Raw genomic sequence first — 17,559 nt, forward strand, 5'->3', positions numbered from 1 at the left:
TATGACTTTCAATTTCTTCAGGCTTGTCGTTTTACTCACGACGCCCGCGCTGCGGCGCGCCGGCGCCGCCCTCGCGCGCCAGCCGCTTGCGCTGTTACCGTCCTTCTCGCTGATGCTGGCGCTGCTGCTAGGGGCCAATTCCGCACACGCCGCCACCGACGCCTTTGATGGCGGCCAAGTCACCGGTTGCAAGCGCGCCAACACCACCTACACCTGCGACACCCTGTCGCAAGCGAACGACATCACCATCGCCAGCGGCTACACGGTGGTGGTCGGCACCGACGTTGCCTTCACCTACTTCCAGGTACTGAAGATGAGCGGCAGCGCCGTGCTGCGCGCCACCGGCGACCTCGATCTGCGCGGCCTGCAGACCGCCAACACCCAGGTGGCCGGCGGCACGTTGCGCGCGGGCGACGCCTTCGTGCTCGGCGCCAACGACCAGACCGTGACCGCCAACGTCGTCGCCGCCACCATCACCACCGGCGGGCCGTCGACCCGCATCAACGGCAATGTCACCCTCAGCGGCGACGCCAACCTCGGCTCGAGCACCACCATCACCGGCACGCTGTCGGCGGCGACGGTGACGGCAGGCTCGAGCCTGCGCATCGACGGCGGCATCGACGCCAGCGGCACCGTCAGCCTGGGCTCGAGTTCCACCGTCAAGGGCGGCATCACCGGCATCCCCGGCATCAACGGCGGGCGCAGCGGCGCCGTCACCACCGGCTCGGGCTCGACCATCAGCGGCAACATCGCCGCCTCGGCCTTCACCTTGGCCTCGGGCAGCAGCCTGGCCGGCGACATCGACGCCCCCACGGTCGAACTGAGCGCGGCCAACGCCATTGTCGTCGGCAACATCACCGCCACCACCTCGCTGGTGGCCGGCAGCGGCGCCAGCGTCACCGGCAAGATCGACTCGCCCAAGGTCGACCTGAACGCCTCCGGCGTCACCATCAAGGGCGACATCAACGCCGGCACCTCGCTCACCATCGGCAGCGGCAACACCGTCAACGGCAACCTCACCGGCACCACCTTGACGATCGCCGCGTCCAACGTCGTCGTCAACGGCAACGTCACGATGAAGGGCGACATCGACATCGGCTCGGGCGCCACCATCAACGGCGACCTGTCGGCGCGCAACGTCACTACCCACGCCTCGGGCGACAACATCAACGGCAACGCCTCGGTCAACGCCATCTTCCTCGACTACGGCGCCACCGTCAGCAAGACCATCACCTGCACCGGCGCCGGCGCCTCGGGCTGCAGCTGCGTCACCCGGGCCGACAGCAACTACAAGCCCACCTGCGGCGCGCCGCCGCCGTCGGGCGTGCACCATTTCCGCATCACCCAACCGGGCAGCGCGCTCACCTGCCAGCCGCAGCCGGTCACCGTCACCGCCTGCGCCAACAGCGCCTGCGCGCTCCCCAACTACACCGGCACGGCCACCGTCACGCTGCAGCCGGGCGGCAAATCGTTCAGCTTCAGCGGCGGCGAGACCACCAGCGCCACGGTCGAGCAGACCACGGCCGGCACCGCCACCTTGTCGGCCACGGGCGCGCTCAACGCCGCCACCTGCGTCAACACCAGCACCAGCGACCCGTCGCTGCAGTGCCAGATGAAATTTGGCACCACCGGACTGGACATCTCGGCCAGCAACCACGTGTCGATGGCCGGCGGCGCCACCGTCACCATCCAGGCGAAGAAGGCCTCCGCGCAAAACCAGAGCTGCGTGCCGCTGGTGGCCAACCAGACGGTCAACATCGACCTGTCGTGCGCGTTCGACAGCCCGGCGGCCGACAAGGCCGCCGACGTCAACGTCAAGGTCGGCAGCGCCAGCCTGGACTGCCGCAAAGCCGCCGTCGCCGTGCCGTTCGCCTTCGACAAGGACGGCTACGCCACTGTGCCGCTGCAATACGCCGAGGTCGGCAGGATCAATCTCAACGGCAGCTTCGCCGGCGCCGGCTTCAACGCCATCGGCAGCAGCAGCTTCATCGCCGCGCCCAAGGAGTTCCTGATCGAGGCGGCCAGCGTGCTGACCAAAGCCAACACCGCGACCATGGCGGCCGACGGCGTGTTCGCCAGGGCCAGCGAAGGCTTCATCGTCAAGATCAGCGCCGTCAACGGCGACAAGAAGGTCACCACCAACTTCGGCAAGGAAACCTCGGCCGAAGGCATCACGATCACCTCCGGCATCGCCAACATCGATGCCAACGGCAACCTGGACGCCGCCCGCAAGAATGGCTTGATCACCGCCGGCAAGTTCAAGGCCGTCAGCGGCGGCGTCTACACCAGCTTGGACGACGCCACCGGGCTGTGGAGCTTCAGCGACACCGGCGCGATCAAACTGGACGTGACCTTGTTCAACTCCACCGGCTATTACATGGGCTTTGCCGACAAGGCCTTCAAAACGGCCGGCACGCTGACCGTGGCCCGCTTCGTTCCGGACCACTTCGACACGGTGCTGATGAGCAACCAGGAGGTCGACGGCTCCGCCGCCCCGCCAGCCATCCCGGCCGAGGGCCGCAGCATGAGCTGTGCCGGTCTGAGCGACGCCACCCGGCCGTGCGGCCCGGCCACGACCAGCTTCGTCCATTCCGGCCAGCCGTTCTTCGTCAAGGTGCTGGCCTACAACGGCGCGACGCCGCCGGCGCTCACGCTGAACCACTCGGGCGCCTACGCCAAGGCGGTGGCGCTGTCGGCGCTGACGGCCGCCGGCGGCAGCGTCGCCACGGCCGGCGGCCAGCTCGACTGGATACGCCCGGCCGACGGGGCCTTAACCACCGGCGTCAATTTCGCTTTCGACAAGGGCGTCGGCAAGTTCGCGGCGCCGGTCGACAACATGCCCCGCTTCCTCTTCAGCGCCAAGGACGTGCTGCCGGTGACGACCTATATCCGCGCCGTCGACAGCGACGGCGTCACCTCCAAACGCCCCACGCCGCCCGCCCCGGCGCCCCAGATCGTCTCGGTCGAGGCGCCGCTGACGGTGGTCAGCGGCCGTTTGCTGGTCGCCAATACCTACGGCTCGCCCAACGGCAGCGTGCCGGTCGACGCCAGCGCGCAGTACTACATGCCGGTCGGCTACGTGTTCAACCCGCAGGTGCAGGCGACCAGCGGGGCGATCGCCAACTTCATCAAATTCGACAATTGCGTCAAGGGCCTGGCCGGCCGCTGCCCGGCGATGAAGGCGGCCCCCGCGCCGTCCACGCTGGTGCTCAAGAACGGCAAGGGCACCTTCCGCGTGGCGCCGCCCACGCCGGTGACGACCGAGATCGGCTGGGCCGAGGTCTCGCTCGGATCGCTGATCTACTACCTGCCCAGCAGCGTCGGCCGCGCCACCTTCGGCATCTACCGTTCCGGCCCGGTGGTCTACCGGCGCGAGGTGTACTAACGCGCCCGCTCCGGCCGCGCGCGCTGCAAGGGCGCGCGAAACAAGGTAGGATGGCCGCTTTCTGCCCCTACAAGGAACGCCATGGAAACCAATTCGAAGTGGATCGACGTCGACACCGCCGACGGCAAGTTTGAAGCCTACCTGTCGCTGCCGCGCTCCGGCAAGGGCCCGGGCATCGTGTTGCTTCAGGAAATCTTCGGCGTCAACCAGCACATCCGCAACGTCGCCGACCAGTACGCCGCCGACGGCTACGTGGTGCTGGCGCCGGACCTGTTCTGGCGCGAGGGCGCCCACATCGAGCTGGCCTACGACGGCGACGGCTGGAAGCGCGCCGTCGAACTGATGAACGCCACCGACGTCGGCCGCGCCCAGGCCGACATCGCCGCCACCGTCAAGGTGCTGCGCGGGCTCGACGCCGTCGGCGCCCACAAGGTCGCCTCGGTCGGCTACTGCTTCGGCGGCAAGCTGTCCTACCACACCCTGGCCAACGGCCTGGTCGACGCCGGCGTGTGCTACTACGGCGGCGGCATCCAGAATGGGCTGGACCGCGCCGACCAGATCAAGGGACCGATGCTGATGCACTTCGGCGGCGCCGACAGCCACATCCCGGCAGACGCCGTCAAAAGCATCGCCGAACGCTTCGACAGCAACGACCAGGTCGAGATCCACGTCTACGAGGGCGCCGAGCACGGCTTCAACTGCAACCACCGCGACAGCTACCAGCAGCGCGCCGCCGCCCAGGCGCACGGCCACACGCTGGTGTTCCTCGGCGAACAACTGTAAAGGGGCGCCATGGCACGCCTGACCCTGGACTTCCCCGAAGACCAGTATTATTTCGAGACCCGGATGACGGTGCGCAGCACCGACATCAACGCCGCCAACCACCTGGGCAACGATTCGATGGTCTCCATGCTGTCGGAGGCGCGCGCGCTGTTCCTGGCGCACTTTGGCGCGCCGGAGATCGACGCCGACGGCCTGGGCACCATCGTCACCGACCTGGCGACGATGTTCAAGGCCGAGGCGCACGCGCGCGACCTGCTGCTGTTCGAGGTGGGGGTGATGGACGTCAACCGCTACGGCGGCGACCTGATCTTCCGCGTCACGCGCCCGGCCGACGGCAAGCTGATCGCCATGGCCAAGTACGGCTTCGTGTTCTTCAACTTCCAGAGCGGCCAGGTGGCGCCGATGCCGAAGGCCTTCCTGGCGCACTTCCCCAAGGCCGCCCAGCCGGGCTGACGGGCTGCCGTGGTCCGGCAGCGGTTCGGCGAATCAGCGGCTGGCCACCTTCGGCACGATGGTTTTGCCGAACCACTCGTCGATCATCTGCTTTTCATAGCGCAGCGGGTCGCTGTCCGAATGGCGGCCCATGCGCTGCTGGTAATTCATGTTCGACAGTTGCTCGTCGCCGCTGCGCAGCACCTGGCCGTTCTCCTCGAGCGTGTAGCGCAGGTGCATCCGCGGCCAATCGGCGCCGCCGCGCATGATGCGGATGTCCTCGCCGCCGCTGCGGCGCGGCCACAGCTGCCCGGCCAGGTCGATATCGAGCACCTCGATCTTGAGGTTCTGGCCGGCCGGCAATCGCTTGTTGAGCGAAGCAAAATACTCGGCGAAATCCTTCTGCAGGCGCTCGCGCTCGATCGGGCTGCGCGGCATGTCGATAAATTCGTCCGGCTTGACGAACGTCACGCTCACGTCGGCCCACGCGGCGCCGCTGGCCAGCAGCGCCAGGGCGGCGGCCAGCAAGGGTTTGGTCATCAGGCGCATTGTGCTACTCCTTCACGGGGTACATTCATAGTAAATAATATAGCCCTTTTCCGCCGTCCCCGCGCGGCCTGAATCGATTTGTTACCAATGCCCGCGCAACCGCAAAGCGCCGCCGTTCCGTCAAAATATTTCACTTCGGGATAGCAATATTGCCCGAATCAAAGTATTGTTCAGCTCATACGTAGTGTTACGTAAAACTAACACAACGCCGTCCCGCCCCGGAGTGTTGTGCAAAGCAGCAGGAAATTTTATTGCTTGTTGTTAATGGCGTGGGACACGATTACAATCAAATTTAATCCATACGTCATTTAGCGGAACGTTCCCCTATGTCCTTTTTGTCATCTGCTTCGCCCAAGTTAGCACCGTGGAAAGTTCTGTTGGTCGATGACGAACCGGACATCCACGACATCACCAAGCTCACCTTGAGCCGCTTCCGCCTCGACGGCCGGGCGCTGACCTTCGTGCACGCCTACAGCGGCGCCGAGGCCAAGGAAGTGCTGGCGCGCGAAAGCGACATCGCGCTGGTGTTCCTCGACGTGGTGATGGAAAAGGAAGACAGCGGCCTCGAAGTGGCGCGCTGGATGCGCCAGGACCTCGACAACCAGTTCACCCGCATCGTGCTGCGCACCGGCCAGCCCGGCCAGGCGCCCGAGGAACGGGTGATCGTCAACTACGACATCAACGACTACAAAGAGAAGACCGAACTCGACCGCACGAAGCTGTTCACCACCACCTTCGCCGCGCTGCGCGCCTACCGCGACATCATGAAGGTCGAGGAAGCCCGCCGCTCGCAGGCCAACTACCGCGAAGGCCTCGAGCGCGTGATCGCCGCCTCGGCCCACATTTTCCAGCAACGCAACCTCAAGGACTTCGCCAACGGCCTGCTGCAGCAAGTGGTCGCGCTGTTGCGCCTCGAGCACAGCATGCTGCTGCGCCTGCGCGGCGCCACCGCCTTCGGCGGCGAGCAGGAATACGAAGTGCTGGCCCAGATCGGCGACGACGAGGGCACCCTGCTCAACGACGCGGTGCTGGCCCAGCTCGACGCGGCCAAGAGCAACAAGATCTCGCGCGTGGAGGGCGACACCTACATCGGCTACTTCCCCAACAACAGCGGCAAGGCCTCGCTGCTGATCCTCAAGGGCGTCGAGGAAATCTCCGAGATCGACACCAAGCTGCTGGAAGTGTTCTGCTCGGGCGTCGCCATCGCCTTCGACAACATCCTGCTGACCCAGGAAATCACCGACACCCAGGCCGAGCTGATCCTGCGCCTGGGCGACGTCGTCGAATCGCGCTCCAACGAGGCCGGCAACCACGTGCGCCGCATGGCCGAGGTATGCCACCTGCTGGCCACCGCCGCCGGCATGCCGGAGGACGAGACGGCCGTGCTGCGCCACGCCGCGCCGATGCACGACATCGGCAAGATCGCCACGCCGGACGCGGTGCTGCTCAAGCCGGGCAAGCTCGATGCCGCCGAATGGGAAATCATGAAGCAACACCCGACGGTGGGCCTGTCGATCCTGGACGGCTCGCAGCGGCCGATCCTCAAGGCGGCGGCGGTCATCGCCCACCAGCACCACGAAAAATTCGACGGCAGCGGCTATCCGCAGGGATTGAAGGGCCATGACATCCACCTGTACGCGCGCATCGTCGCCGTCGCCGACGTCTTCGACGCGCTGATGCACAAGCGCTGCTACAAGGACGCCTGGCCGATCGAAAAAGTGGTCGAACACCTGCGGGAGGTGGCCGGCCAGCACTTGGACCCGGTGTACGTCGACCTCTTGGTGCAAAACATCGACAAAGCCGTCGCCATCAACGAGCGCTTCCCGGACTAGACGCGCATAAGCATATTTGCAATCGGTTGTTGTTAAACGGAATTCCTTGCTCGTAAGATACTGGTCCAGACCAAGCAAGGAATCCGTCATGCCGCGCCACACCCTCCCACGATTACCCCTGCGCCGCAGCGTCATCGCCTGCGCGCTGCTGTTGTCGTCGCTGCCAGCCGCCCGGGCGCAGCAAGCGTCCACCACCGACACCGCCGCCATCGACCAGGTCACCGTGGTCGGCTCGCGCGCCCGCAACCGCACCGTGTTCGACAGCGCCGTGCCGATCGACCGCTTCGGCCAGCGCGAGGTGGAAAACGCCCTCGCCAGCGGCGACCTCGGCGCCGCCCTGCAAAACCTGTCGCCGTCGATCAACTTTCCACGCATCGAATCGAGCGGCGCCGCCGACTCCGTGCGCGGCATCCAGCTGCGCGGCCTTGCGCCCGACCAGGTGCTGGTACTGATCAACGGCAAACGCCGCCACGCCAGCGCGGTGCTCGACACCGAAAGCAGCTTCGCCGGCACCGTGCCGGTCGACGTCAACGCCATTCCGCCGGGCGCCATCGACCACATCGAAATCCTGCGCGACGGCGCCGGCGCCCAATACGGCAGCGACGCCGTCGCCGGCGTCATCAACATCGTGCTGAAGAAAGCGCGCAGCGGCGGCTCGGCCTCGGTCAGCTACGGCGCCAACCACACCGACTTCAAGCCGACCAACGACACCAAGACCGACGGCCAGACCAAAATCGTCAGTGCCGACTACGGCGTGCCGGTCGGCGACGCCGGCTTCGTGCGCTTCGGCGCCGAAACGCGCGACCGCAACCCGACCAACCGCGCCGGCCGCAGCGACGCCGGCTGGACCTCGTGGAACTCCACCCCGCAAGACCTGGCGCTCGACGGCCAGGTGGTGTTCAAATCCGGCGACTCGCAGCAAAAAAACCACTACCTGTTCTACAACGCGCTGGTGCCGCTGGGGGCCGGCGTGGACGCCTATTCCTTCGCCACAGTCAACAAGCGAAAGTCCGACGGCAGCGCCTACTTCCGCTACCCCGGCGACCCGTCCAACGTACCGGCCATCTACCCCAACGGTTACCGCCCGAACACCAACGGCGACATGACCGACACCAGTGTCGTCGCCGGCCTGCGCCTGGCCAGCGGCGCCTGGAACTGGGACCTAAGCGCCCGCCACGGCGGCAACAAGTTCGACTACGACCTGTCCAACTCGGTCAACGCCTCGCTGGGCGCCGCCAGCCCGACCAGCTTCCACCTCGCCACCTTCGACTTCAAGCAAAACGCCGTCAACGCCGACGTCACGCGCGAACTCGATCTGGGCATTGGCGCGCCGGTCAACCTGGCGCTGGGCGCCGAGTACATGCGCGAGAGCTATCAAAGCTCGCCGGGCGACCCGGCCTCGTACGCCGCCGGCACCGTGCCAGGCGCGCCGCCCGGCGCCCAGGCCGGTCCCGGACTGCGCCCGCAGGATGCCTTCGACGGCAGCCGCTCGATCCGCTCGGTCTACGCGGACATCGAAAGCGACGTCACCAGCCGCCTGCTGCTGGGCGCGGCCGCCCGCTACTCGGACTACAGCGACTTCGGCACCGCCAGCACCGGCAAGCTGTCGGCGCGCTACAAACTGAGCGACGGCTTCCTGCTGCGCGGCTCGCTGTCGAACAGCTTCCGCGCGCCGGCGCTGGTGCAGACCGGCTTCCGCTTCTCGACCTTGAACTTCAACGAGGACGGCAGCGCGCTGCAAACGGCCTCGCTGCTGCCGGCCAGCGATCCGCTGGCGCGCGCCTTTGGCGCCGAGTCGCTCAAACCGGAGAAGTCCACCAACCTGTCGATCGGCGCCGCCTGGCGTCCGCAGCGCAACACCAGCGTCACCCTGGACGCCTACCGCATCAAAATCCGCGACCGCATCACCCGTACCAGCGACCTGCAAAGCGACGCCGCCACCGCCTATCTGGCCGGCATCGGCCGCACCGACATCCAGTCGGTGGCCTACCTGGCCAACCTGCTCGACACCACCACCACCGGCTTCGACGCGGTCGTCAACCACGACCTGCGCTTCGCCGGCGGCAAGCTCGATCTGAACGCCGCCCTCAACCTGAACAAGACCCGCATCGACAAGGCGCGCCAAAGTTCCACCGCGCTGTCGCAAATCGATCCGGATTTGACCTTGTTGACCGACATGAGCCTGTTCCGCATCCGCAACGCCTCGCCCAAGAACAAGCTGGTGCTGAGCGCCGACTGGCAGGCGGCGCAGTGGAGCCTGCAAGCCAAGGCCACCCGTTTCGGCCCGCTCAAGGACTTCTCCTACGACCAGGACGCCGAGGTCATCGACGGCGTCAACGCCCAGCGCTTCGGCGCCGTCTGGACCGTGGACCTGGAGGCGCAATACAAGCTGACCAAGCAGCTGACGGTGGCCGTCGGCGGCGACAACATCCTCGACCGCTACCCGCAACGCGTGCGCCAGACCAACAACGCCACCTATGGCGGCGCGCTGCCGTACAATTTTATTAATCCGATCGGTCTCAACGGCGCCTATTTCTATGGCCGCCTGCGCTACACTTTCTAAGCTCAAATTTAATCGGGAAAAAACATGAAGCTCTCCAAACTGCTCGCCACCGCCTGCCTCGGCGCTTTGATAACCGCGCAAGTTTATGCGGCGGACGCCAAGAACGCCCTGGTCCTGATGACCGACTTCGGCACCTCCGACGGCGCCGTCTCGGCGATGCACGGCGTCGCCTACGGCGTCGACCCAACGCTGCAGGTCTCCGACCTGACCCACAACATTCCCGACTACGACATCTGGCTCGGCGCCTACCGCCTGTACCAGACCGCCAACTACTGGCCCAAGGGCAGCGTGTTCGTCTCGGTGATCGACCCCGGCGTCGGCACGGCCCGCAAGTCGGTGGTGTTGAAGACCAAGGAAGGCCGCTACTTCGTTGGCCCCGACAACGGCCTGTTCACCCTGATCGCCGAGCGCGACGGCGTGGCCGAACTGCGCGAGATCGACGAAAAGGTCAACCGCCTGGCCGGCTCGGCCGAGTCGTACACTTTCCACGGCCGCGACGTCTACGCCTTCGTCGGCGCGCGCCTGGCCTCGGGCGCCATCACCTACGAGCAGGTCGGCCCGGTGCTGCCGAGCGAATCGGTGGTCAAGATCGCGTACCAAAAGGCGGTCCGCAACGGCAATACCATTCGCGGCATCATCCCGGTGCTCGACGTCAAATACGGCAACGTCTGGACCAACATCCCGAAATCGCTGTTCGACGAGCTGAAGGTCGGCGTGCATGAACAAGTGCAGGTGCGCATCCTGCACAACGGCAAACAGATCGACAAAGTGATCGCACCGTTCGAGCACACCTTCGGCGGCGTGGCCAAGGGCAAGCCGCTGGTCTACCTCAACAGCCTGCTGGACGTGGCCGTCGCCATCAGCCAGGGCAACTACGCCGCCAGGCACAAGATCGAATCGGGCGTGGACTGGGAAGTGGAAATCACCAAAGTGCCGTCGAAATGAAGAGCGGCCCGCTGGCACTGGCTTGGGCGTTGTCGCTGAGCGCGGCGGCGGCGCCCTGCCTGCCGACGGCCGAGCTGATCGAGCGCGATCGGCAGTACGAGGAAGCGCTGCGCGTCGGCGACGTCGCCTTCCTCGACCGGTTGCTGGCGGACGACTACGTGTGGGTGCACAACCTGGCGTCGCAGACGGAAGGCAAGGCGGTGCTGCTGGAGCGTTCGAAGAAGCCCGCCGTGGTGCACAAGTCGCGCACCACCAGCGACGTCCACGCCCATGTCGGCGGCGACACAGTGGTGCTGCGCGGCCTGAGCACGGTCGAGCAATGGAATGCCGACGGCAAGACCTGGCGCAGCAACCGCTATCAGTTCATGCGCACCTACGTCAACGTCGGCGGCCAGTGCAAGCTGCTGGCGGTGCAAACGATGAAGGTGTGGTCGAGTCCGGCTGGCGGCTGATCGCCGGATAACGCGGCGGCGTCAAGCCTCGGCGTGTTGCACGGTCTCTGACGCCTCGACCGGCGCGATCTGATCGATCACCCGCTGAATCATTCGACGTAACTGCGAATAATCTTCGGGCGCCACTGCGGCGTCGCTGCCGTCAACAATCCTATTGCGAAGCGCCAACAAAGCCCGCGCCTCTTCAAATTCCGCATTGGATATCAACCCGTTTGAGGCCGCACGGTCGAGGCGGTAAAGATCCGTATCGCCATCCCTGTCAAAGCCTTCCTGAATGGCGAACAGCCTCAACGCCGCGATGTAGACGATCCACAATCTGGTCAGCATACCCGGAGTGGCTTGAGACTCGCGAGCTAACAGATCGATCTCGCGTAAATGCTGCAGCAATCCGTCAACGTCAAGATCACCGAACTCACCCGAAGTGTTCACTTCGGGGTCTACATTCGGAACCGTGGCACAGGACATCTGCCAACCGGGATGCCGTTCAAACTCCTCCCACAGCCGCATGAAGGCGGCAACGTCCCTGACACCCTCCGTTTTAACGTCGATGAGCATGTTTTCGCTACCCTTGGTGGCCAAAATCTCCGGTTGATAGTTCCCTAAGAAAGAGGGAAGGGACTCGGCAGGCGGTTCGAATACGACAGTGTAGCCGCGACGCTGGTAAGCTTCGGCAATTCGCCGCAAAGCGCGAAGTTCCTGAATGGTTTTCATCTCATCTCCTCGGCCAGTTCGGACGAATCCGAAATCGCCACATAGACGCACGTATCGCCTGTTGCAATAGCTTGGGCCAGCTTGGCTGGCAAGCCATCCTTGTTATGATTCACATCCACGCCGCGCACATGCGCAGACACGTCCCGAATCATGGAATCATCGGCATAAATTAACGCACACAACGCATCTTGCACGGGTTTTACGAAATTATTAATGTCGCCAGGCCGTGGACTATGGGACAGGTAAACCATGGTGAATTTTAGCGGATAGTTCACCAAGGGGCGCGCCGGCCATGCAAGCCTTGCACGACCATAAACGTAATCGGTCCATGCCCTTCTATGCGACGCATCCTTTGTCTGATAAGAATACGCACGGCACGGCAGCACGAAGTCTACGATGAGCGGCATGTTACTTTCCTCGTTTGATCGCTTGAATAAGACTGATAGTCTGTCATCGCCACACACAGCGCGGCTGACGTACATCAAAGCGAATCACACCTATGCAGACCAGGCTGCTTGGCGTCGACCGGCTGGACATCGGTTACTATCTTGTCAACTCAACTTTTTCGATGCACCTATTCATGACCGTCCATAAGAAGCACCAGCTCAGCCTCCTCCCACTGGCGTTCGCCGCGTTCGCGGCGCCGTGCTTCGGCGCCACCGACTGGAATGCCATCGCCCGGGCCGACATGAAATTCGCCATCGACAAGGTACGCATCAGCCATGCGGGCAGCGTCAGCGGCCAGATCGATGTCGCCGCGCCGCTCGAGGCCGGCGCGCGCAGCGGCATGCTGGAAGCGGCCGACGCCAAAACCGAGCAGGACTACAAGCGCGCGCTGGTGCGCTTCATCGCCGGCTTCGGTGATCCGCACACCGGCATCCGGCTCGATCTGACGACCAAGGCCTGGACCGGCGTCGTGCTCGATCACATCGACGGCAAATTCCGCGTCGTCTGGTCGGAACCGGACTGGCCGCAGCCACTGCCGCCGCGCGGCGCCGTGGTGCAGAGCTGCGACAACGTCTGGATCGGCACCTACCTCAAAAGCAATGTCGCCCCGTTCAGCAACCACAGCCTGGAATACCCGACCACGCTCAGCGAACTGGCGCGCGTCGCCATGTTCGACACCGGCCTCGGCTGGACGCCGAAGCAATGCGCGGTCGAACAAGCCGACGGCTCCACCCGTCAGTACGCGTTGCCGCTGGCCGACGGCATCGGCGACGCCCGCATCGACGCGGTGCGCAAGCACTACAAGGCCAAGGCGCGGCCCGTCGGCCTGTACCGGCTGGCGGCCGACAAGCAATGGGTCGGCATGCCGACCTTCAACGGCGCCTTTGCCGGTGAAGCCTACACGGCGCTGTATCCACAACTGGCCGCGCTCAAGCACACCGGCTGGATCATCTTCGACCTGCGCGGCAACGGCGGCGGCGACTCCAGCTGGGGCAACCGCGCCTTGCAGGCGCTGTACGGCGAGGCCTATGGCGAGCAACTGGGCAACACCGCCTCCTATGTCAAATCACTGATCGCCGACCAGGCCACGATCGACCAATATCGGCAATTTGCCAGCAAGAAGGAATTCGCCGCCTCGAAAGCGGCATTTGACGAGGCCATCCTGAAGCTGGAGGCGTCGCTGACCAGAGGCGAACCGCTGGCACGGGTCGACGACACCAGCAAGGAGGACGCCGCCGCCCTCGCCGCCAAGGTGCGCCGGCGCCCGGGCGGCCCGCGCGTGGCCGCCATCATCGATCGCGGCTGCTTCAGCTCGTGCATGAACTTCGTGCAGCAGATCTCGTCCATGTCCGACACGGTGCTGCTGGGCGAACCGACGATCGGCTACTCGCCGTACGGCGAAATCGGCCGATACGAGCTCCCCAGCGGCCAAGGCGCGCTCTTCGTGCCGTCGGCGATCTACACCGCCTTCCAGGCCACGCGCGAACCGTTCGTGCCGGCGGTACGCTACGACGGCAACATGGCCGACGACGACAAGCTGATGAAATGGGTGGACGCCACGCTGACACGCATGAAGTCGAGCAAAACGAACTGACCGGCGCACTCCATGGAATTTCACCCCACCACCATGAAACTCAGAACATGAAGCAATTTTTAATACTTGTCCCAATTGTCTTCGGACTGCTACTCGGCGGATGCCAATCCAACCCAGGCCAGCGCACTGCTCCGGATGCGATTCGTCTGCAGACTGATGGCCTTTTCGAGAAACTTGTCGCGGTCAGGCGAGATATCCACCAGCACCCTGAAGTGGCGGGCAACGAATCTCGAACTGCAGCGACTATAGCCGCGCACTTGCGTGAAATGGGGCTGGAAGTTCAGACTGGCCAGTACGGCCACAGTGTTATCGGAATACTGCGGGGCGGGCACCCGGGGAAGACGGTTGCATGGCGAGCCGACCTTGATGCGCTTCCGGGCGAGTTCAGGGATCCCGCGCCCTTCAGGTCGCAGAATCCCGGTGTTCACCATGCCTGTGGACACGATATCCACATCGCCATCGCATTGGGAATCGCCGAGATCCTTGCCAGGCAGCGGGAGTTCTTGCACGGAACGGTCGTCTTCGTGTTTCAGCCGGAAGAGGAGACCTTCAAGGGAGCAAAGGCCCTCATTGACCGGGGCGCTTTCTCGTCCATCGCTCCGGATGAGATCTATGGCGTGCACGTGACGGCATTGCCCGTTGGGCAGATTTTAGTCCGGGCGAATGAGATGTTCGCATATCAACGGCGTGTCCGCATCCGGCTAAAAAACGAATTGTCGAAGGCAGAGATAATGCAGTTGACGAAGAATATGAGCCGTGAGCTGTCTCGGAGCCGGACTGGCGCAAAGCCTTGGGAAATTCAGAATATTGACGATCCTGTCATCGGATTGACGTCCCCGGGTACGTCGTTCCAGGACTACCTGATCATGGATGCAACCTTTGATACCCGCACAGAAAACGAAGCGCTTGTTCTTGAGTTCTATCTATATGAAACAACTGCATCTAAGCTGGGGGGCATCATTTCTCGCGTCGAGCGCGTGATTGAGGCCAGCGGCCACAAGAGCCAATTGGTCTCCGTGTCGTACGTACAAGAGAATCCGACCGTGCTCAACAACGCCTCACTGACTCGCTTTGCCATCCGAACACTGCAGGGTAGCTGCGGAGTAGACGCGGTCAGGCCAGTTTTTGGACAGGTACCGTTCTTCAATGATGACTTCGCCTACTTTCAACAGAAAATTCCGGGTGTGTACTTTTTCCTCGGCGGTTCAAATGCCGGGAAAGGTCTCATTGCAATGAACCATGCGCCGGATTTTCAAGTAGATGAAGAAAGCATCCGAGTCGGCGTCAGCAGCTTCTCGTCCTTGATTATCGCGCGGCTGGAAACGCCTGACCAGGCTGAGCGAGACTAGCGGGCAACGGCGTTCGCAGATGCATGGGCGTTTTCTGATGCTACGTTATTTCGCGTCCGCGTGCTCGTAGCTGAAGATGCGCGACACTTTCCACTCCTTGCCCTGCAAGACCCACAAGTGCGTGAACAGCGCGCGCCCGGCCAGGAACTCCGGTTTATCCTTCGGCAGGACGGTGAACTGATGTTCGCCGGTCGACAGATAGCCGTAGATAACATCGTCCTTGCGCATCGGGAAAAACTTCACCGTGCCAGGGATGGCGTCGCGGCGCAGCGTATGGTCGCCCGTGCCCATCTCGCTGTTGACGGCGGCCAGCGCCTTCTTGCCGATCAGCGTACCGCCACGATCATGGTAGAACTCGACATCGTCGGCCAGGAACGCGTTCATGGCGACCGGGTCGGCACGATTGTAGGCGGCCCAGTAAGCATTGTCGGCTTGGCGGACGGCAGCCTCCAGGTCGGCCGGTTTCGGCTCGGCCGCCACCACCTGGCCCTGCACCACAAAAAACATCACTGCTAGAAGAATCAGACGTAAGCCCATCATTCCCTTCTCCTTATTTGCGTTTGATCTTGGGGAAGCGCAGCTTGTAGTGCAATCCCATGCCCGGCGCGCTGGCCACCTTGACGGTGCCGCCCAGCGCGCCCGTCACCAGATTGAACAGGATGTGCGCGCCAAGGCCGCTGCCGCCCGAGCCGCGCTTGGTGGTGAAGAACGGATCGAACAATTGCGCCAGGGTGCCCGTGTCCATGCCGACGCCGTCGTCGCTGTACTCGAAGACAACGAAATCGCCATCGAGCTTGCCGGTGATCTTGATCTTGCCCGACTGCCCTTCCTCGTAGCCGTGCACCAGCGAGTTCATCACCATGTTGGTGACAATCTGCGACACCGCGCCGGGGAAGCTGGCCATTTCGATGCGCTCCTCGCAGTCGATCTCGATGACGATCGGCTTGCCCTTGAGCTTGGGCTGCAGCGACAGCAGCACCTCGTCGAGGTATTTGCGCAGGTTGAAGCTGCGGATATCGTCGGACGACTGGTCCACCGCCACCTGCTTGAAGCTGCGCACCAGCGCCGCCGCCCGCTGCGTGTTGGTGGTCATGATGCGCAGCGACTGGTCGATGATGTCGAAGAACTGGTTCAGGCCGTCCTCGTCGAGCACGCCCGCCGCCATGTCCTCGCGCGTGAGCTTGAGTTCCTCCACCAGATGGCTGGTGGCCGTCACGCAAATGCCCAGCGGCGTGTTGATCTCGTGCGCCACGCCGGCCACCAGGCGGCCCAGCGAGGCCAGCTTCTCCTGCCGTACCAGCTCGCCCTGCGCGTCCTTGAGCGACGTCAGCGCCCCTTCCAGCGCCGCGTTCTGCTCTTCCAGCGCATCCTTGGCGCGGCGGATCTCGCGCTCGGCCTGCATGCGCGCGATCGCCACCGCGACGTGGCTGGCCATGAAGGCCAGAATGTCCAGATCGCCCTGGCCGTAGATGACGGCCGGGTCGTAGCTTTGCACGATGATCACGCCATAGGCCTGGTCGCCCAGCAGCATCGGCGCGCCCATCCAGCTGGCGATCTCGACATTGCCCAGCGGCTGGGCGATCTCGCCGGCGGCCACCAGCGCGTTCAAGCCCTCCTTGTCGAGCATGGCCGCCTGCTTGCGCCGCAAAATATACGACGACATGCCGATACCGAAATCGAAGCGCTTGACCGGCGCCTGGTCGTCCTTTTCATCGACGAAATACGGGATGCTGATTTCCTCGGTGTCCGGATGGTAGATCGCGATCAGGAAGTTCTGCGCCGGCACCAGCTCGCTGATGATTTCGTGCAGCCGGGTGTTGAGCACATTGCCGCCGGTGGTCGTCGCCGACAGGTTGGCCAGCTCGTACAGCGCGCGCTGGATGGTCTCGGCGCGGCGCCGCTCGGCCACCTCGTGCGCCAGCAGCGCGGTGCGCTCCTGCACCGCGCGTTCGAGCCGGTCCATGCTTTGCAGCCCGCGCAGCGCGCTCGAGACGTGGTTGGCGATCAGCGCGAACAGGGCTTGGTCCTCCTGGCTGAAGGTGTGCTGCTTGTCGTAGCTTTGGATGACGATCGCGCCCAGCACCTGGTTGTTCTGGTCCAGCAGCGGGCAGCCCATCCAGTGTTCGGCGATGGTGCCGATGCCGAAGCCGGCGTTATCCTCGCGCTTGGAGACGTGTTCGGCCGCCGTCATGACCATCGGCTTGCCGCTGGTGATCACCGCCGCAGTAGGCGACTCGCCGGCCACCAGCTCGCACAATTCGCCCGGATCGGGCGGCTCGTCGACCTCGTCGACGAAATAGACGAAGCGCACCTGGTTGGCCGGGCCCTCGTGGTCGCTCAGCGCGACGAAGAAGTTGGCCGCGTACATGATGCGGCCCAGCGCCGCATGCACGGACTGCAAAAACTCGCTGATATCGGTGCAGGTGCTCGATTTCTGTCCGATTTCGAGCAATATTGCCTGAACGGCTTCAAGGCGGGTGAGACGACTTTCCATCGTGTTCCTAAGTGGGGTTGATG

Annotated in this window: 14 protein-coding genes; 9 read left to right on the plus strand and 5 right to left on the minus strand. The window is 64.1% G+C overall.

The features are described from left to right. Position 1: 1 nt before the first annotated feature. From AC0IYS_RS28000 to AC0IYS_RS28010, 3 genes are all read left to right on the plus strand, one after another. Positions 2–3,385, plus strand: coding sequence for a DUF6701 domain-containing protein (locus AC0IYS_RS28000; RefSeq protein WP_471708255.1), 3,384 nt, complete (start codon positions 2–4; stop codon positions 3,383–3,385). Positions 3,386–3,466: 81 nt separating this feature from the next. After that, positions 3,467–4,168 (plus strand): dienelactone hydrolase family protein, encoded by a 702-nt coding sequence (locus AC0IYS_RS28005; protein WP_471708256.1) that lies wholly within the window; start codon positions 3,467–3,469, stop codon positions 4,166–4,168. A gap of 9 nt (positions 4,169–4,177) precedes the next feature. Next, entirely contained in the window at positions 4,178–4,621 is a 444-nt protein-coding gene (locus tag AC0IYS_RS28010) for an acyl-CoA thioesterase (RefSeq protein ID WP_471708257.1), read from the plus strand. A gap of 33 nt (positions 4,622–4,654) precedes the next feature. On the opposite strand, the gene AC0IYS_RS28015 is transcribed toward AC0IYS_RS28010, so the two are convergent. After that, positions 4,655–5,149, minus strand: coding sequence for a DUF3016 domain-containing protein (locus AC0IYS_RS28015; protein WP_471708258.1), 495 nt, complete (start codon positions 5,147–5,149; stop codon positions 4,655–4,657). 326 nt (positions 5,150–5,475) lie between these two features. On the opposite strand from AC0IYS_RS28015, the gene AC0IYS_RS28020 reads away from it, so the two are divergent. The 4 genes from AC0IYS_RS28020 (at position 5,476) to AC0IYS_RS28035 (ending at position 10,941) form a co-directional block, all read left to right on the plus strand. Then, positions 5,476–6,981 carry a DUF3369 domain-containing protein gene (locus AC0IYS_RS28020; protein ID WP_471708259.1) on the plus strand — a complete coding sequence of 502 codons (1,506 nt, stop codon included), beginning with the start codon at positions 5,476–5,478 and terminating at the stop codon, positions 6,979–6,981. 88 nt (positions 6,982–7,069) lie between these two features. Next, positions 7,070–9,544: a TonB-dependent receptor plug domain-containing protein gene (locus tag AC0IYS_RS28025; protein ID WP_471708260.1), complete on the plus strand. Its 2,475-nt coding sequence runs from the start codon at positions 7,070–7,072 to the stop codon at positions 9,542–9,544. Between the two features lie 24 nt (positions 9,545–9,568). Beyond that, a complete protein-coding gene (locus AC0IYS_RS28030; protein ID WP_471708261.1) occupies positions 9,569–10,489 on the plus strand; it encodes an SAM hydrolase/SAM-dependent halogenase family protein in 921 nt (306 codons plus the stop codon). Next, the gene (locus AC0IYS_RS28035) at positions 10,486–10,941 is read left to right on the plus strand and encodes a nuclear transport factor 2 family protein (protein ID WP_471708262.1); all 456 of its coding nucleotides are present in this window, start codon (positions 10,486–10,488) and stop codon (positions 10,939–10,941) included. The genes AC0IYS_RS28030 and AC0IYS_RS28035 overlap by 4 nt, the downstream gene beginning before the upstream one ends. A 21-nt stretch (positions 10,942–10,962) precedes the next feature. Here AC0IYS_RS28035 and AC0IYS_RS28040 read toward each other — a convergent pair whose 3' ends face one another. After that, a complete protein-coding gene (locus AC0IYS_RS28040) occupies positions 10,963–11,652 on the minus strand; it encodes a hypothetical protein (protein ID WP_471708263.1) in 690 nt (229 codons plus the stop codon). Further along, positions 11,649–12,059: a RusA family crossover junction endodeoxyribonuclease gene (locus AC0IYS_RS28045; RefSeq protein ID WP_471708264.1), complete on the minus strand. Its 411-nt coding sequence runs from the start codon at positions 12,057–12,059 to the stop codon at positions 11,649–11,651. The genes AC0IYS_RS28040 and AC0IYS_RS28045 overlap by 4 nt, the downstream gene beginning before the upstream one ends. Before the next feature lie 173 nt (positions 12,060–12,232). On the opposite strand from AC0IYS_RS28045, the gene AC0IYS_RS28050 reads away from it, so the two are divergent. Both AC0IYS_RS28050 and AC0IYS_RS28055 read left to right on the plus strand, forming a co-directional pair. Then, complete coding sequence (locus tag AC0IYS_RS28050) at positions 12,233–13,693, plus strand: hypothetical protein (RefSeq protein WP_471708265.1); 1,461 nt, start codon at positions 12,233–12,235, stop codon at positions 13,691–13,693. 47 nt (positions 13,694–13,740) lie between these two features. Beyond that, positions 13,741–15,042, plus strand: coding sequence for a M20 metallopeptidase family protein (locus tag AC0IYS_RS28055; protein ID WP_471708266.1), 1,302 nt, complete (start codon positions 13,741–13,743; stop codon positions 15,040–15,042). A gap of 45 nt (positions 15,043–15,087) precedes the next feature. Here AC0IYS_RS28055 and AC0IYS_RS28060 read toward each other — a convergent pair whose 3' ends face one another. Together AC0IYS_RS28060 and AC0IYS_RS28065 are read right to left on the minus strand one after the other, a co-directional pair. Next, complete coding sequence (locus AC0IYS_RS28060) at positions 15,088–15,582, minus strand: nuclear transport factor 2 family protein (RefSeq protein ID WP_471708267.1); 495 nt, start codon at positions 15,580–15,582, stop codon at positions 15,088–15,090. Positions 15,583–15,592: 10 nt separating this feature from the next. Then, the gene (locus AC0IYS_RS28065; RefSeq protein WP_471708268.1) at positions 15,593–17,536 is read right to left on the minus strand and encodes a GAF domain-containing sensor histidine kinase; all 1,944 of its coding nucleotides are present in this window, start codon (positions 17,534–17,536) and stop codon (positions 15,593–15,595) included. Positions 17,537–17,559 lie beyond the last annotated feature (23 nt).

This window comes from Duganella sp. AC237 (genome assembly GCF_979254035.1).

What these genes read in the sequence shown, in the direction of transcription:
- AC0IYS_RS28000 (WP_471708255.1), top strand. Translation starts at nt 2, where the DNA reads ATGACTTTCAATTTCTTCAGGCTTGTCGTTTTACTCACGACGCCCGCG.
- AC0IYS_RS28005 (WP_471708256.1), top strand. Translation starts at nt 3,467, where the DNA reads ATGGAAACCAATTCGAAGTGGATCGACGTCGACACCGCCGACGGCAAG.
- AC0IYS_RS28010 (WP_471708257.1), top strand. Translation starts at nt 4,178, where the DNA reads ATGGCACGCCTGACCCTGGACTTCCCCGAAGACCAGTATTATTTCGAG.
- AC0IYS_RS28015 (WP_471708258.1), bottom strand. Translation starts at nt 5,149, where the DNA reads ATGCGCCTGATGACCAAACCCTTGCTGGCCGCCGCCCTGGCGCTGCTG.
- AC0IYS_RS28020 (WP_471708259.1), top strand. Translation starts at nt 5,476, where the DNA reads ATGTCCTTTTTGTCATCTGCTTCGCCCAAGTTAGCACCGTGGAAAGTT.
- AC0IYS_RS28025 (WP_471708260.1), top strand. Translation starts at nt 7,070, where the DNA reads ATGCCGCGCCACACCCTCCCACGATTACCCCTGCGCCGCAGCGTCATC.
- AC0IYS_RS28030 (WP_471708261.1), top strand. Translation starts at nt 9,569, where the DNA reads ATGAAGCTCTCCAAACTGCTCGCCACCGCCTGCCTCGGCGCTTTGATA.
- AC0IYS_RS28035 (WP_471708262.1), top strand. Translation starts at nt 10,486, where the DNA reads ATGAAGAGCGGCCCGCTGGCACTGGCTTGGGCGTTGTCGCTGAGCGCG.
- AC0IYS_RS28040 (WP_471708263.1), bottom strand. Translation starts at nt 11,652, where the DNA reads ATGAAAACCATTCAGGAACTTCGCGCTTTGCGGCGAATTGCCGAAGCT.
- AC0IYS_RS28045 (WP_471708264.1), bottom strand. Translation starts at nt 12,059, where the DNA reads ATGCCGCTCATCGTAGACTTCGTGCTGCCGTGCCGTGCGTATTCTTAT.
- AC0IYS_RS28050 (WP_471708265.1), top strand. Translation starts at nt 12,233, where the DNA reads ATGACCGTCCATAAGAAGCACCAGCTCAGCCTCCTCCCACTGGCGTTC.
- AC0IYS_RS28055 (WP_471708266.1), top strand. Translation starts at nt 13,741, where the DNA reads ATGAAGCAATTTTTAATACTTGTCCCAATTGTCTTCGGACTGCTACTC.
- AC0IYS_RS28060 (WP_471708267.1), bottom strand. Translation starts at nt 15,582, where the DNA reads ATGATGGGCTTACGTCTGATTCTTCTAGCAGTGATGTTTTTTGTGGTG.
- AC0IYS_RS28065 (WP_471708268.1), bottom strand. Translation starts at nt 17,536, where the DNA reads ATGGAAAGTCGTCTCACCCGCCTTGAAGCCGTTCAGGCAATATTGCTC.